At 67.7% G+C, this 15533-nt stretch carries 15 protein-coding genes; 8 read left to right on the top strand and 7 right to left on the bottom strand.

Annotation, left to right across the window (positions count from 1 at the left end):
• The first annotated feature begins 16 nt into the window (after positions 1-16).
• Positions 17-781: an endonuclease III gene (gene nth / locus LQK81_RS18650; RefSeq protein WP_230807876.1), complete on the top strand. Its 765-nt coding sequence runs from the start codon at positions 17-19 to the stop codon at positions 779-781.
• Positions 782-790: 9 nt separating this feature from the next.
• Here nth and LQK81_RS18655 read toward each other — a convergent pair whose 3' ends face one another.
• Positions 791-1363, bottom strand: a complete 573-nt coding sequence (locus LQK81_RS18655; protein ID WP_230807877.1) for a TetR family transcriptional regulator — start codon at positions 1361-1363, stop codon at positions 791-793.
• Between the two features lie 82 nt (positions 1364-1445).
• Between LQK81_RS18655 and LQK81_RS18660 the strand changes: the two genes are divergently transcribed.
• Complete coding sequence (locus LQK81_RS18660; RefSeq protein ID WP_230807878.1) at positions 1446-1871, top strand: VOC family protein; 426 nt, start codon at positions 1446-1448, stop codon at positions 1869-1871.
• 3 nt (positions 1872-1874) lie between these two features.
• On the opposite strand, the gene LQK81_RS18665 is transcribed toward LQK81_RS18660, so the two are convergent.
• Entirely contained in the window at positions 1875-2588 is a 714-nt protein-coding gene (locus LQK81_RS18665) for a sulfate transporter family protein (RefSeq protein ID WP_230807879.1), read from the bottom strand.
• A 158-nt stretch (positions 2589-2746) separates the two neighbouring features.
• Between LQK81_RS18665 and LQK81_RS18675 the strand changes: the two genes are divergently transcribed.
• Complete coding sequence (locus LQK81_RS18675; RefSeq protein WP_330166561.1) at positions 2747-4828, top strand: methyl-accepting chemotaxis protein; 2082 nt, start codon at positions 2747-2749, stop codon at positions 4826-4828.
• Between the two features lie 60 nt (positions 4829-4888).
• On the opposite strand, the gene LQK81_RS18680 is transcribed toward LQK81_RS18675, so the two are convergent.
• Both LQK81_RS18680 and epmA read right to left on the bottom strand, forming a co-directional pair.
• Positions 4889-5977, bottom strand: a complete 1089-nt coding sequence (locus tag LQK81_RS18680; protein ID WP_230807880.1) for a lysine-2,3-aminomutase-like protein — start codon at positions 5975-5977, stop codon at positions 4889-4891.
• On the bottom strand, positions 5974-7038 hold the full coding sequence (gene epmA, locus LQK81_RS18685) for an EF-P lysine aminoacylase EpmA (protein ID WP_230807881.1): 1065 nt from the start codon (positions 7036-7038) through the stop codon (positions 5974-5976). Before epmA ends, LQK81_RS18680 begins: the two co-directional genes overlap by 4 nt.
• Before the next feature lie 146 nt (positions 7039-7184).
• On the opposite strand from epmA, the gene efp reads away from it, so the two are divergent.
• Positions 7185-7754, top strand: coding sequence for an elongation factor P (efp, locus tag LQK81_RS18690; RefSeq protein WP_230807882.1), 570 nt, complete (start codon positions 7185-7187; stop codon positions 7752-7754).
• A 111-nt stretch (positions 7755-7865) separates the two neighbouring features.
• A complete protein-coding gene (locus tag LQK81_RS18695) occupies positions 7866-8858 on the top strand; it encodes an adenosine kinase (protein ID WP_230807883.1) in 993 nt (330 codons plus the stop codon).
• A gap of 10 nt (positions 8859-8868) precedes the next feature.
• On the opposite strand, the gene LQK81_RS18700 is transcribed toward LQK81_RS18695, so the two are convergent.
• Entirely contained in the window at positions 8869-9411 is a 543-nt protein-coding gene (locus LQK81_RS18700) for an SH3 domain-containing protein (RefSeq protein WP_230807884.1), read from the bottom strand.
• Between the two features lie 181 nt (positions 9412-9592).
• Here LQK81_RS18700 and LQK81_RS18705 point away from each other — a divergent pair, with 181 nt between their 5' ends.
• Positions 9593-10597 carry a 2-hydroxyacid dehydrogenase gene (locus LQK81_RS18705; protein WP_230807885.1) on the top strand — a complete coding sequence of 335 codons (1005 nt, stop codon included), beginning with the start codon at positions 9593-9595 and terminating at the stop codon, positions 10595-10597.
• 10 nt (positions 10598-10607) lie between these two features.
• Here the strand turns inward: LQK81_RS18705 and moeB are convergent, their stop codons facing one another.
• Positions 10608-11375 (bottom strand): molybdopterin-synthase adenylyltransferase MoeB, encoded by a 768-nt coding sequence (moeB, locus tag LQK81_RS18710; protein ID WP_230807886.1) that lies wholly within the window; start codon positions 11373-11375, stop codon positions 10608-10610.
• A 20-nt stretch (positions 11376-11395) separates the two neighbouring features.
• Complete coding sequence (gene recF / locus LQK81_RS18715; RefSeq protein WP_230807887.1) at positions 11396-12520, bottom strand: DNA replication/repair protein RecF; 1125 nt, start codon at positions 12518-12520, stop codon at positions 11396-11398.
• 183 nt (positions 12521-12703) lie between these two features.
• Between recF and LQK81_RS18720 the strand changes: the two genes are divergently transcribed.
• On the top strand, positions 12704-13579 hold the full coding sequence (locus tag LQK81_RS18720) for a glycosyltransferase family 2 protein (RefSeq protein WP_230807888.1): 876 nt from the start codon (positions 12704-12706) through the stop codon (positions 13577-13579).
• Positions 13580-13694: 115 nt separating this feature from the next.
• Positions 13695-15491, top strand: a complete 1797-nt coding sequence (locus LQK81_RS18725) for an alpha/beta hydrolase (RefSeq protein ID WP_230807889.1) — start codon at positions 13695-13697, stop codon at positions 15489-15491.
• The last annotated feature ends 42 nt before the right edge of the window (positions 15492-15533 follow it).

Raw genomic sequence — 15533 nt, forward strand, 5'->3', positions numbered from 1 at the left:
TGACTATAGAGGCAGGATGAAGAACGCGAAACCGAAAACGAAGACCGGTACCGCCCCGGCGCCGGGACGCCGCAGCGCCAGGCCGAGAAGTGCCTATACGCCGGACGAGATCCGCGAGATCTTCCGCCGCTTCTCCATCCAGCGGCCGGAGCCGAAGGGCGAGCTCGAGCACGTCAACCCCTTCACCCTCGTCGTTGCCGTGGCGCTTTCGGCGCAGGCGACCGACGCCGGGGTGAACAAGGCGACCCGCGCGCTGTTTGCGGTCGCCGACACGCCGGAGAAGATGCTGGCGCTCGGCGAGGACAGGGTCCGCGACTACATCAAGACGATCGGGCTCTTCCGCAACAAGGCCAAGAACGTGATCGCGCTGAGCCGGAAACTCGTCGACGAGTTCGGCGGCGAGGTGCCGCGCAGCCGCGAGGAACTGGTGACGTTACCGGGCGTCGGCCGCAAGACGGCGAACGTGGTGCTGTCGATGGCCTTCGGTCAGGCGACGATGGCGGTCGACACCCACATCTTCCGCATTGCCAACCGGATCTGTCTGGCGCCGGGGAAGACCCCGGACGAGGTCGAGGCACAGTTGATGCGGATCGTGCCGGATGACTATCTCTACCACGCCCATCACTGGCTGATCCTGCACGGGCGCTATGTCTGCAAGGCGCGCAAGCCGGACTGCGAACGCTGCGTGATCGCCGACATCTGCAAGTCTCCCGAGAAGAGCTGCGACATCCCCGCCCCGCTGGTGGAGCTGCCGCCGCAGGCGGTCGCCGCGGCGCAGTAGAAAGACGCCCTATCGCGGGCAGAGGCCGTCGATCATACAGACGATGGCTGCCTCATAGGCGGCGCGGTCGCCACCCTCGGCGATCTCGACCGCCGCCCGGTCGAAGCCTGCGGACAACAGCGCCGTCATCTGGTCCAGCAACCGGCCGGCCTCGTCCCGCAGCAGGTTCGAGAGGCCGGCGCGCAACGATGCCTCGGCGTTGCGGCGATCGAGGGCCGCCGCTCTTTCGGAACCGAGGACGGCGGGCGCATCGAGAAGCAGCAGGCGCGTCCTGCCCTTCTGCGACATCGCGTCGAAATAGCCTCTTGCCCCGAGGATCAGCGCCTTGCGGGCGTCCGTCTCAGGAGCGGCGCGCGCCTCGATTTCCGCTGCGACCGTGCTGGCTTCCCGTTCGACGACGGCGAGGAACAGCGCCCGTTTGTCCTCGAAGTGGTGATAGAGCGCGCCGCGGGTGACGCCGGCGGCGGCGACGATATCGGGCGTGGCCGTGGCCGCGTAGCCCCTGTCGACGAACAGCGCGCGCGCCGCGTCGAGAAGGGCTGTGCGCGTGGCCTCCGTCCGGTCCTTGTTGCTGCGGGTCATCTTTCCCTCTTTACATACATTCTGCACGTATTATAAATAGAAACATGCAGATTGTATGTTATCAATGAAAGGAAGGAAAGCCATGAAGTGCACGAGCTACTATCCGGTCATCATGACCGACGACGTCGCAGGTACCGCCGCCTTCTATTGCCGGCACTTCCGCTTCCAGCCGCTCTTTTCCAGCGACTGGTACGTCCACCTGCAATCGGCCGAGGACGAGCATGTGACGCTGGCCATCCTTGACGGACAGCACGGGACGATACCGGAGGCCGGTCGCGGCAAGGTGTCGGGCCTGCTCCTGAACTTCGAGGTCGAGGATCCCGATGCGGTCTATGCCGCCTGTCGGGCCGCGGGCCTGCCGATCCTCAAGGCACTGTGCGACGAGGATTTCGGCCAGCGGCACTTCATCACCGCCGATCCCAACGGCGTGCTGATCGACGTCATCAAGCCGATCCCGCCGAGCGCCGAATTCGCCGCACAATACGAGGCCGCCGCGCTGCCGTCCTGATCCTCAGCCGCGAAAGCCGGGGTCGGCGCGCGACAGCAGCTTGTGCAGGTGGACCATCAGGCCCGCCGCGAAGAGCGGCGTCAGCAGGTTGACGACCGGCACGGCGAGGAAGGCGGCGACGAGGAGGCCGGCCAGGAAGACGGTGGAGGCGTGCTTGGCGCGGAACAGCCGTGCCTCCTCCGGCGACCGGAAGCGCATGGCGGCGAACTCGAAGAACTCCCGGCCGAGCAGGTAGCCGTTGACCAGGAAGAAGGCGATCAGGTTGATGCCGGGGATCAGCAGCAGGAAAAGGGCGATGAGGTTGCCGACCAGCACGACGCCGAGGAACTTGAGCGAGCCCGCGATCGCCGGCCACAGCGGCAGCGCCTTGCCCGACGGATCGCCCGGATAGTCACGCGCCTCGACGACCTCCGCCACGTCGTCCAGGAAGAAGCCGGCGATGATCGCAGTGACCGGTGCCAGCAGCAGCGCCAGCGACAGGGCCAGGCCGATGCTTGCCATGATGCCGAAGATCACGGTGAGCCAGCCCGTCCAGTCGGGAAGCCCGGGCATGTAGCCGGAGACCCAGGGCCAGGCGAAGGCGATGAAGCTCTCGCGCAGCGCGAACCAGAGCACGATCAGGACGAGGACCGTCAGGCCCAGCACCTTCCAGAACACGCGCCGGGTTTCCGGCGCGAACAGATTGCCGAGCGCCAGGCGCGCCGCGTCGAGGACCATGCCCATACTCCCTTTCGTTGCGCTCGATGTAGGGTGCGGAAAACCGGCCCGCAAGCCGTGGCTTTTGACGGCGCAATTTAAGCCTGCGTTAAAGGGCCGGAACTAGAGTTCACCCCACGTCAGTCGAGGTCGAAATCCACAGCCCGGGTATTTGAACAATGCGCAGCATCAAGATCAGCAGGCTCCTTCCCGCCCTCTTCGTCCTGATGGTGCTGCTCGGCGGGCTACAGGGCGCGGTCGCCTTCAGGTCGCTGTCGACGATCACCGGCCAGTTCGAGCGCATCGGGCAGGAGCGCATGCCCCAGATGAGCGAGATCCTGCAGATCAGCAACGACTTCTCCGTCCTCGGCGGCACGTTTTCCGAACATCTCCTCTCGATGAATCCGGACGAACTGACGGCGATCGAAAAGAGAATCGCCGACGACGCCGCGGTGCTGAACCAGCGGATCGACGCCTATGCGAGCGCCGTGTCGGGCGACCCGGCCGCGGCAGGTACGGTTGCCGGCATCAAGGACAGCCTGGCGGCCTACCTGGCCGAATCCGAGAAGCTGAAGCAGTTTTCCGCCATCGCCGCCAAGGGGCCGGCGCTGGAGATCTTCCACGGCCCGATGAAGCAGCACGCCGAGACGATCGATGCCGGCCTGAAGAGCCTCGTCGCCACCAACCAGTCGCTGACGGCGCAGGCCATCGACGCCGCGCAGGCCGAGCAGGATTCCGCCTATCAGCTGACGATCGCCTCGCTCGCTCTGTCGGTAGGCCTCGCGATCGCTGCGATCTTCGTCGTCCACCGGCGCGTCGTGCGCCCGCTGGACGGTATCGCCGCCGCCATGAAGAAGGTAGCCGACGGCGACATCCACCAGGAAATCCCGCACGCGGAGCGCCGCGACGAGATCGGCGAGATGGCGGCAGCCGTCGCCATCTTCCGCGACAATGCCGGCGAACGCCTGCGCCTGGAGCGCCAGGCGGCGTCCGACCGCGCCAGCACCGAAGCCGAACGCATGGCCCGCGAAGCCGAACGCAACCGCGAGACCGGCAAGGTGGAAGCCGCGGTCGTATCGCTCGGCGAGGCGCTCGGCCGGCTTGCCGGCGGCGACATGACCTGCGCCATCGACACGCCGTTCGACGGCGAACTCGACCGGCTGCGGCAGGATTTCAACACCTCGGTCGCGCGCCTGCGGGAAGCGCTCTGCGAGGTCGGCGACAATGCGCGGGCGATCGATTCCGGCGCCCGCGAGATCCGCACCGCCGCCGACGCGCTCGCGCGCCGCACCGAACAGCAGGCTGCCTCGGTGGAGGAAACGGCCGCAGCCCTGGACCAGATCACCACGACCGTGCGCGATTCCACCCGCCGCGCCGAGGAGGCCGGCGAACTCGTCGGGCATACCCGTGCCGGTGCGGAAAAGTCGGGCGAGGTGGTGCGTCGCGCCATCTCCGCCATGCAGCAGATCGAGCAATCCTCCGGCGAGATCGGCAACATCATCGGCGTCATCGACGAGATCGCCTTCCAGACCAACCTCCTGGCCTTGAACGCCGGCGTCGAGGCGGCGCGCGCGGGCGAGGCGGGCAAGGGCTTCGCCGTGGTGGCGCAGGAAGTGCGCGAACTGGCGCAGCGCTCGGCCAAGGCCGCACACGAGATCAAGGCGCTGATCACCACCTCCAGCAACCAGGTGCGCAACGGCGTGGCGCTCGTCGGCGACACCGGCAAGGCGCTGGAGACGATCGTCGTGGAGGTCGAGGAGATCAACGGGCACGTCCAGGCGATCGTCCAGGCGGCCCGCGAACAGGCGCTCGGCCTCTCCGAGATCAATACGGCCGTCGGAAACATGGACCAGGGCACCCAGCAGAACGCCGCCATGGTCGAGGAAACGACGGCGGCCAGCCACGGGCTGGCAAGCGACGTGCAGGCGCTCAACGCGCTGATCGGCCGCTTCAACGTCGGCACGTCGCTCGGGCAGGCGTCGGGCGGGTCGCAGATGCATGCGCTGCCCGGAACCGAGCCCGCCGGCCCGGCACCTTCCGCGCCGCTGCCCGCAAGCGCGCAGACCAGCAAGTCGCGCCCGCCCGCGGGCGGCGTCGTTTCCCAGTTGCCGCGGAAATCGGCCGGCCAGTGGAACGTGAAGGCTGCGAGCAAGGTATCGCGGGCGGTCACCTCGCCGGCGCATCTGTTGAACCAGAAGCTGGCTGGAGCGCTCGGCGCAAGGCAGGCGGAAACCAAGGACGGGGACTGGGAAGAATTCTGATCGCCCCCGCCTCCAGGCAAGGAGAAGACGTCTTCGCCGGGACCTGACACCGTGACCTCTTCAGCCTTCGGCGTTGCCTTTCGTCAGCCCTTCGTCGGCGTCGGGCGGATAACGATGCTCGCCGCCGCGGAAATCGCGGATGCGGAAGCAGCCGTCGTCGCTTTCGCGGACGGCGTCGGACAGCACGGGAACCTTTCCGTGGCCTCCCGGGATGTCGAGGATATAGGTCGGCTGGCAGAGGCCGGAAATGCGGCCGCGCAACTGCGCCACCAGCGCCTTGCCCTCGGCGAGGCCGAGGCGGAAATGGCTGGTGCCCGGCGCGAGATCGGGGTGATGCAGATAGTAGGGCCGGATGCGGTTCTCGACAAAGGCGCGCATCAGGGCGGCCAGCACGTCGGCATCATCATTGACGCCCCTCAGGAGCACCGTCTGGCTGATCATCGCGATCCCGGCGTCGACCAGCCGGGCGCAGGCCGCGCGCGCCTGCGGCGTCAGTTCGCGCGGATGGTTGGCGTGGAGCGCGACATAGGTCGTCTTGCCCGACGCTTTCAGGGCATCGATCAGCGCGGCATCGACGCGGTCGGGCTCGACCACCGGCACGCGGGTATGGAAGCGGACGATCTTGACGTGGCCGATGGCCGCCAGCCGTTCCATGATCTCGCGCAGGCGGCGGGCGGACAGGACCAGCGGATCGCCGCCGGTGAGGATCACCTCCCAGATCTCCTGCCGCGCGGCGATATAGGCGATGGCCGCGTCGAGCTGTTCGGGCGTGAGCGTCCCGAGCCCCGACGGCCCGACCATCTCGCGGCGGAAGCAGAAGCGGCAATAGACCGGACAGACATGCACCGCCTTGAGCAACACCCGGTCGGGGTAGCGATGGACGATGCCCTCCACCGGGCTGTGGGCGAGGTCGCCGATCGGATCGGTCCGCTCCTCGGCGCGGACATGGAGTTCCGCGGCATCGGGGACGAACTGCAGCGCGATCGGATCGTGCGGGTCTTGCCGGTCGATCATTGCCGCGACCGCCGGCGTCAGCGCAACCGCATAGCGTTCGCCGACCCGGGCCATGTCCGAATGTTCGGCTCCCGGCGGCAGCAGGCCGGCCTCCACCAGTTCCGGCACCGAACGCAGCGTCCTTGGCATGCTCATGGCGCGGTCTCCGCGACCGGCGCCCAGATGACCTGGTCGATGCGCGCAGCGCCCGTCGCCAGCATCACCAGGCGATCGAAGCCGAGCGCGATGCCGCTCGCTTCGGGCATGATGCGCAGCGCTGCGAGAAAATCCTCGTCGAGCGGATAGGTCTCGCCATAGACCCGCTGCTTTTCCGCCATCTCCAGTCCGAACCGGCGACGCTGCTCGGCGGCGTCCGTGAGTTCGCCGAAGGCATTGGCGAGTTCGACGCCGCAGGCATAGAGTTCGAAACGCTCGGCGACGCGGGGATCGTGCGGCGCCGGGCGCGCCAGCGCCGCCTCGGAGACGGGATATTCGCAAAGCACCGTCGCCCTGCCGAAACCGAGATTGGGCTCCACGCGCTCCACCAGCACGCGGCTGAACAGGTCGGCCCAGGTATCGTCGGGTGTCACGCGCATGCCGGCCCGGCCCATCGCCGTCGCCAGGACCTCGCGATCGGTCGCGCCGTCGGGACCGATGGTCGCCATAAGGTCGAGGCCGGCATGGCGCTCGAAGGCGGCCGCTACGGTCAGCCGTTCGGGCTCGGCAAAGGGATCGCAGTCACGTCCGCGCCAGGAAAGGCGCTGCGTCCCTGCCGTCCGCGCGGCAAGCGCCAGGATGGCGGCGCAATCGCGCATCAGTTCCTCGTAGCCTTCCCCCACCCGGTACCATTCGAGCATGGTGAATTCCGGATGGTGCAGGGGGCCCCGCTCGCGATTGCGGTAGACATGAGCGAAACAGGCGATCCGTTCCTCGCCGGCGGCGAGCAGCTTCTTGCAGGCGAACTCGGGCGAGGTGTGCAGGTAGAGCGGCGTCGCGGTTCCCGAATGGCCGATCGCTTCCGTGCGAAAAGCATGCAGATGCGCCTCGTTTCCGGGCGAGACCTGCAACGTCGCGGTATCGACCTCGACAAAGGCGCGCTCGGCGAAATAGCCCCTCAGCGCGGCCTGGATGCGGTTGCGCGCGATGAGGAACGGGCGACGGTCGGCATGGACGTCTGGCGTCCACCAGGGAGACGGTGCGGGCGTGCTCGCGGTCATGGCAAGTTTCTATCAGATTCCGGCGGACACGCTGGCCTTTTTCCGGAATTTAGGGTAGTTGCGGCCCGATCCCGCTTTCCGGCGGCCCGGGGATGACACTTGCTGGGTCCTCTACGACGCGGTCGCTCCAGATACAAGGAAGACTTATGGCAAAGATCATCGCTTCTTCCGTCCGCAAGGGCAACGTGCTCGACGTCGACGGAAAACTCTACGTGGTTCTGACGGCACAGAACTTCCACCCGGGCAAGGGCACGCCGGTCACGCAGGTCGACATGCGCCGCATCTCCGACGGGGTGAAGGTCTCCGAGCGCTACCGCACCACCGAACAGGTGGAGCGCGCCCATGTCGAGGACCGCGAGCACACCTTCCTCTACGAGGACGGCGACGGCTTCCACTTCATGAATCCGGAAAGCTACGACCAGCTGACCATGTCGGCCGACGACGTCGGCGATGCCAAGGCCTATCTCCAGGAAGGCATGGCCGTGATCCTGTCGACGCACGAAGGCGTCGCGATCGCGCTGGACCTGCCGCGCAACGTGGTCCTCGAGATCACCGAGACCGAACCGGTCGTCAAGGGCCAGACGGCCTCCTCCTCCTACAAGCCGGCCATGCTTTCCAACGGCCTCCGCACGCTCGTGCCGCCGCACATCCAGGCCGGTACCCGCGTCGTCATCGCCACCGAAGACGGCTCCTACGTCGAGCGCGCCAAGGACTGATGCGAATTGCGCCGCCCGGCCGGACGATCGGGCGGCACCCCTTACAATCCGTCGAAAATCCGCTATGACCGGTACCCGGCTCTACCCCCAACGAGACGGATCTGATACCGCATGACCCAATTCGACGTGCTGACGGTCGGCAACGCCATCGTCGACATCATCGCCCGCTGCGAAGAACGCTTCCTCACCGACAATGCCATCATCAAGGGCGCGATGAACCTCATCGATGCCGAGCGCGCGGAGCTGCTCTATTCGCGGATGGGTCCGGCTGTCGAGGCCTCCGGCGGGAGCGCCGGCAACACGGCTGCCGGGATCGCCAGCTTCGGCGGACGCGCGGCCTATTTCGGCAAGGTCGCCACGGACCAGCTGGGCGAGATCTTCACCCACGACATCCACGCCCAGGGCGTCCATTTCGCAACCCGACCGCTCGACGGCTTTCCGCCGACCGCGCGCTCGATGATCTTCGTCACCGCCGACGGCGAGCGCTCGATGAACACCTATCTCGGCGCCTGCGTCGAGCTCGGCCCGGAAGACGTCGAGGAGGCCGTGGTCGCCGCCTCCAAGGTCACCTATTTCGAAGGCTATCTCTGGGATCCGCCACGGGCGAAGGAGGCGATCCGTGCCTGCGCGCGCATCGCCCATGCGAACGGCCGCGAGGTGTCGATGACGCTGTCGGACAGCTTCTGCGTCCATCGATACCGCGACGAATTCCTCGAGCTGATGCGCTCGGGCACCGTCGACATCGTCTTTGCCAACCGGGCCGAGGCGCTGGCGCTTTACGAGACCGAGGACTTCGAGCACGCGCTTCAGATGATCGCCGGGGACTGCCGCCTTGCCATCGTCACCATGAGCGAGGAAGGTTCTGTGATCCTGCAGGGGGGCGAGCGGACCCGGGTCCATGCCTCGCATGTCGAGCGGGTGGTGGACACCACCGGCGCCGGCGACCTCTATGCGGCCGGGTTTCTCCACGGCTATACACAGGGGCGCTCGCTGGAAGACTGCGGCAAGCTCGGCAGCCTCGCGGCCGGGATCGTCATCGAGCAGATCGGGCCGCGCCCGATGGCCTCGCTCGCCGAAGCGGCGGCGGAGGCCGAGCTCGCCTGAACCTCGTCGCCTACTTGAAGGCCTCGCCGGGATAGGCGCCCCAGATCTCGATCTGGGCCACCCAGCCCTCGGTGCCGTCCACCTCGGCGCGGCACCAGTCCCCGTTGCATTCCCCGACCTTGACGACGACGCCGGGTTCGAGCTTGGCGACGATCGTGCTGGAGGACTGCGCCTCGCGGCGCATGTTGACGTAGATGTCAGCGCCCTTGCCGCGCATCCAGGGTGCCGTCACCGCCGTGCGCTCGCCGGACAGAAGCGCCTGGTTGACCCAGCCTTCGGTGCCGTCGGCATCGCGGACGCGCCGCCAGTTGTCGTATTCCTGGATGATCTCGACCGGCACCCCGGATTTCAGGTAGCGCCAGGCGACCGCGTAGTCGACGCTGGGGCCGACGCGCAGATTGACGCTCTTTGCCTTCAGGCTGACGAAGCGCGGCAGCGGAAGCCCGCTCGGCCCCTTCGCCGCCTGCGCGAAGGCTGCGGGAACGCCGTGGGAAGCCAGCAAGGTCAGGGCGGCAAGCGCTATGGTGCAAACGCGGATGGGTAAGCGATGCATGACGTGTTCCACTCAAAAACTTGCGGACATCCGGCAACCGGACCCTGTCGGACCTGGCAATTCGCAAGTCCGGCTTTCAGAGCGGATTGTCTTCGCGACGGGGTCTGGTAGAAAATGCCCTTGATGAAGCAAGTCTTGCCTATCTTGGTTAAGGACCCGTCAACAGGACGCCGATCGGACCATGACGAACAAGAAAAAACCGAAGGTCTATCTGACACGCCGCCTGCCGGACGTGGTGGAAACGCGCATGCGCGAATTGTTCGACGCCGAGCTCAACATCGAGGACACGCCGCGCACGCAGCCGGAGCTCGTCGCCGCGGTCAAGACGCATGACGTGCTGGTGCCGACCGTGACCGACCGGATCGACGCGGCCCTGATCGAACAGGCCGGGCCGCAGCTGAAGCTCATCGCCAGCTTCTCGAACGGCGTCGACCATATCGACATCGACGCTGCGGCGCGCCGCGGCATCACCGTCACCAACACCCCGAACGTCCTGACCGAGGACACGGCCGACATGACGATGGCGCTCATTCTCGCCGTGCCGCGCCGGCTTGCCGAGGGCGCCCATCTCCTGACCGACCGCAAGGGCGAATGGGCGGGCTGGTCGCCGACATGGATGCTCGGCCACCGCATCTGGGGCAAACGGCTCGGCATCGTCGGCATGGGCCGGATCGGCACCGCGGTGGCCCGCCGCGCCAAAGCCTTCGGGCTCTCCATCCACTACCACAACCGCCACCGCGTCAGCCCGGCGACGGAGGAAGCGCTGGAGGCGACCTACTGGGACAGCCTCGACCAGATGCTGGCGCGCGTCGACATCGTCTCGGTCAACTGCCCCTCGACGCCGGCGACCTACCACCTGCTTTCGGCCCGGCGGCTGGCGCTGATGCAGCCGTCCAGCTACATCGTCAACACCGCGCGCGGCGGCATCATCGACGAGGCGGCGCTGATCAAGTCCCTGCGCGAAGGCAAGATCGCAGGCGCCGGGCTCGACGTGTTCGAGCACGAGCCGGCGGTCAACCCGAAGCTCGTCAGGCTTGCGACCGAAGGCAAGGTGGTGCTCCTGCCGCACATGGGCTCTGCGACCCTGGAGGGCCGGATCGACATGGGCGAGAAGGTCGTCATCAACATCCGCACCTTCTTCGACGGTCATCGCCCGCCGGACCGGGTGCTGCCGGGCCGGACCTGAAGCAACCTGTTTAACGGCTGCGGCGCCGGTAGCGCATCACCTCGAAGCGCGCCGCCAGCCCGTCATAGAGCATGAGCCGGCCGACGAGCGGTTTGCCGGCGCCGGTGACGAGCTTGATCGCTTCCATCGCAATCAACGTGCCGACGACGCCGGTCAGGGCGCCGACGATGCCGGCCTCGGCGCAGGAGGGGACGACGCCCGGTGGCGGCGGCGCGGGGAAGAGATCGCGGTAGCCGGGGTTCTGCCGCCCGTCCGCATCGGTCTCCCACGGCTTCAGCACCGTCAGCGAGCCGTCGAAGCGGCCGACCGCTCCGGTGACGAGCGGCAGGCGTGCCGCCTCCGCCGCATCGGCTGCGGCATAGCGGGTCTCGAAATTGTCGGAGCCGTCGATCAGGAGATCGAAGCCCGCGAGCAGGCCTGGGGCCGCCTCGAGGGTGAAGCGCGTGTCGAAACCCGTCACGCGGACATGCGGATTGATCGCGGCGATCGCCGAAGCCGCACTTTCGATCTTGCTGCGACCGATGGCGCCGGTGCCATGGATCACCTGCCGCTGCAGGTTCGACAGCGACACGGTGTCGTCGTCGACGATACCGATATGCCCGACGCCGGCGGCAGCGAGATATTGCAGGACCGGCGCGCCAAGGCCGCCGGCGCCGATCACCAGAACGGCGGCATTCTTCAGCTTCTGCTGACCCGCGCCGCCGATTTCGGCCAGCACGATGTGGCGCCGGTAGCGCTCGATCTCGTCGGGTCCCAGGGGTTGTTCTTCGGTCGTCACGCGCGATCTCCGCCAGTTGCCTATCCGGCGATCGTACCGTTTTCCACCGTCAGGAAGCGGGCGCGATCGCCGAGGGCTTCGAACATGGCACGATCGGTCCCGGTCATGAAGGCCTGGCCGCCGAGCGCATCCACGCGATCGAACAGCGCCGCCCTGCGGCCTTCGTCGAGATGGGCGGAAATCTCGTCCAGCAGCAGGACGGGCGCATGTCCCGTCATGCCGGCGACGAGCCCCGCATGGGCGAGGACGATGCCGACCAGGAGCGCCTTCTGCTCTCCGGTCGAGCAGCGCGCCGCGTCCATGTCCTTCTCGCGGTGCCGGATCATGAGGTCGACCCGATGCGGGCCGTCCAGCGTCCGGCCGGCGGCTGCGTCGCGAAAACGGCCGTCGCGCAGGGTGGCGGCGTAGATCTCCTCGATCTCGTAGGCCGGCCGATCGAGCACGTCGTCGAGAAAGCCTGTGAGCGCCATCGTCGAAGTGGGGAACGGTCCCTCGTCGCGCGACGCCTCGACGAGGTCGGCGAGGAGGCCCACGAGTTCGCGCCGCGCCAGTGCCATGGCGACGCCGAGCTCGGCCATCTGCAGCTCCAGCCCGTCCAGCCAGCGCGCATCGGGCCGCGGCTCCGAGAGCAGCCGGTTGCGGCCGCGCATGGCCTTTTCGAAGTCCGCCGCCCGCCGCCCGTGCTCGGGATCGAGCGAAAGGACGAGGCGATCGAGAAAGCGGCGACGGTCGGAGGATGCGCCGGTGAAGAGCCCGTCCATGGACGGCGTCAGCCAGACGACGCGCAGATGGTCCAGAAGCTCGTCGACCGAACGGGCCGCGGTCCCGTTCAGCCTGAGACGGCGCGACTGGCCCTCCTCGCCCGCCTCCGTGCCGGTGCCGATCTCGACCTCGCCCTGCATGCCGTCGATCGCCGCGAAGACGCTGAAGCCCGCCGGCGCGCCCTCGCGCGCAACGTCGGCATAGGAGGCGCGCCTGAGGCCGCGGCCGGGGGTCAGGAAGGAGACCGCCTCCATCAGGTTCGTCTTGCCGGCCCCATTCGCGCCGGTCAGCACGACATGGCGACTGTCGAGCCCGAGCGCGACGGTCGCATAGTTGCGAAAATCGTGCAGCTTCAGACTGAAAAGGGTGACCTTGTGGGGCATCGGGATCCGGATCTTTCGCCAGAGAGCTATGCCGAAGCGGGCGCCAAGGCAAGGCCCGCCCGTCGAATACGAGCCGTTCCCGGCAATCGCTCCGGTTGCGTTCACCGGGCCTTAACGCCTCATCGGGACAATGTCGCGGCCGTATCCGCCGCCTGTTGGGGCCGGTCCACCCCCAGGAACGCTATGTCGCCAAACGAACCATCATTCCGTCTCTCGCTTGTGGTTGCCACGCTCGGCCGTTCGGACGAACTGGCGCGGCTTTTGGGCTCGCTCGCGGCACAGACGATCTCCGACTTCGAGGTCATCATCGTCGACCAGAACAGCGACGACCGCGTGCTGGGCCCGATCGCGCAGCATGCCGAAAGCTTGGAGATCGTCCATGTCAGGACGCCGAGGAAGGGCGTCTGCCGGGCCCGCAACCTCGGCGCCTCCATGGCGCGCGGCGAATGGCTGATGTTTCCGGACGACGATTGCTGGTATCCGGAAGATCTGCTGGATCGCTACCGGCAGGTGACCGAAGCCACACCCGCCGACTTTCATTGCGGCCGCGCCACCAATGCGGCGGGACAGACGATCATGGGTACGTTCGAGAGCCAGCCGGTGCGGATCCGGCGCGGCAACGTCTGGACGACGCTGATCGAATGGATGCTGACGGTGCGAAAGGACGACTTCACGGCTGCGGGCGGGTTCGACGAGAAGATCGGGCCCGGTTCGGGCACGCCATGGGGCGCCTACGAGGTGCAGGATTTCGTGCTGACGCTGCTGGAGCGCGGCCTGGCCGGCCGGTACGATCCGATGCTCGCAGGCCACCATCCCGAGGACATGACCGACCAGACCGTTCCGGCGAACATCGCCAAGATCCGCTGCTACAGCGCCGGTCTCGGCTATGTGATGCGCAAGCACGGTTTCGGTCTTTCCGGTTTCCTGCCGCGTCTCCTGCGGCCGCTCGCGGGAATGAGCATCTATGCGCTGACCGGCCGCCCGGCGATGGCGCGGCGATCACAGCAGATCCTGGTCGGCCGCTGGGACGGCTGGCGAAAGGCGGCCGGCGCGGCCTGAGACCGAGGTCCGGCAGGATATCTTAAGAGTTGAAAGCTAGGGTCTGCACCCTGGGGTCGTGACCGGCGGTTGCGGCTGTGACGGATAACGGCTGCCGGCCAGCGGAGCGACGACCATGCTGCGAACGAACGACCTTGCGGTGGACGCCGCCGGAAGCGCCTCCTGGGCGCCCGGATCGGCCGCCCTGCCCGTCTGCTTTGCCGGGACCGTCGGCCTCTTCACGCCACCGATGGCGGGTACGACGCCGTCCGACTGTGCCGTGCTCTTCCTCAGCCCATGGGGCTTCGAGGAGATGTGCACACGCAAGCTCTGGCGGGAGCTCGCCGAAGGCTTCGCCGGCCTCGGGATCGCGAGCCTGCGCTTCGACTATCCCGGCACGGGCGATTCGCTCGATCCGATGGAATTTTCCGGCGGCCTGCCGGTCTGGCAAAAGGCGATCGGGGCCGCCGCCGCCGAACTGCGCATGCTCTCCGGCGCGAGACGGCTGATCCTTGTCGGACACGGGCTGGGAGCGACGTTCTCGATCCTTTTCGGGCGGCAGCTCGGGGCGGTCGAGGCAACGGTGCTGATGGCACCGGTGGTCAGCGGGCGCTTCTATCTGCGCGAGCTTTCCGCCTGGTCGAAGATGGTGGACGACGGCCTCGGGCTGACCGAGGAGCAGCGCCTGACGGGGAAGACCTCGGTCGCGGGCCTCGTCATGCCGGAGGACGTGGCAGCCGCAGTGCGTGCGATCAACCTTCAGGCCACCGATGCCGCGCCGGCCGGGTCGATCCTGATGGTGCACCGGCCGACCCGGGACAATGAGGCGGCCCTCGCCGCACGGCTGGAAGAGCTGGGTGCCGCGGTCTGCCGGAAGCCTTATCTCGGCTATGACGAGCTCGTCTCCAACCCCACGCTCGCCATCCAGCCCGAAACGGTCGTGCAGCACGTCATTGAATGGGTTGTGACGCTGGCGGCCGCGGCCGGGCCTGCGTGCGGGCCGCAACTTGCGCCGTCCCCGGCCGTTCTGGAAGGCGACGGCTTTGCCGAAGAGCCGTTGCGGTTCGGGCCGGCCGGCCGACTGTCCGGCATCCACTGCCGGCCGGCCGTTCCGCGGCGCGGCGCCGCCGTGATCCTGCTCGGCACCGCCTACGACCGGCATGCCGGGTGGGCGCGCTCGACCGTGGACACAGCCCGGTTGCTCGCCCGGCAGGGCGTTGCGTCCCTCCGGTTCGACGCCGCCAATGTCGGCGACAGCCCGCCGGTGGACGGTGCGGCGGGGCAGGTGCTCTTTTCCGAGGGGCAGAAGGACGACGTGCGCGCCGCCCTCGATCTGATGGCCGCGCGGCAGCTGACGCCCGCCGTCCTTGCCGGACGATGTAGCGGCGCCTACCTCGCCTTCCAGAGCGCCATCGACGAGCCGCGCTGCCGGAGCGTCGTCGCCGTCAATCCCTTCACCTTCGTGTGGGACCGGGATGAAGAGGTCGATGCAGCGCTGCGGTACAATCCGCGCTCGCTCGGCGACTATCGCAAGCGGGCGTTGCGGCTGGACACCTTGCGTCGGCTGGCTTCCGGCCAGATCGATCTCCGGCGTGCCGCAGCCAATATCGGCAAGCAACTCGGCCGTCGGGCCGCGCTGATGGCGCCGGGCCCACTGGGGCGCCTGTCGAAATACGGCCGGCTGCGGCAGGCGGTGCTTTCAGCCTTCCGCTCGCTCGCCGAACGGCGCGTGCCGGTGCGGCTGATCTATAGCGATACCGACGTGGGGCTGGAGCGCTACCACGCCTATTTCGGGGCCGACGGATCCGGCATGAACGCGTTTAAGAATGTCACGGTCGAGATCGTCCCCGATGCCGACCACAACCTGTCGCCGCCCGCCGCCAGGGCTCTCCTGCAACAGCGGATCCTCGAGGCGGCGCTCGCCGCCGACTGAGCGACGCGGGCGGAACGTTGCGACAGAGGCGGTCGTTCTCGG

Origin of the sequence: Rhizobium sp. GN54 (assembly GCF_021026345.1) — a bacterium.
GTDB lineage: Bacteria > Pseudomonadota > Alphaproteobacteria > Rhizobiales > Rhizobiaceae > Mycoplana.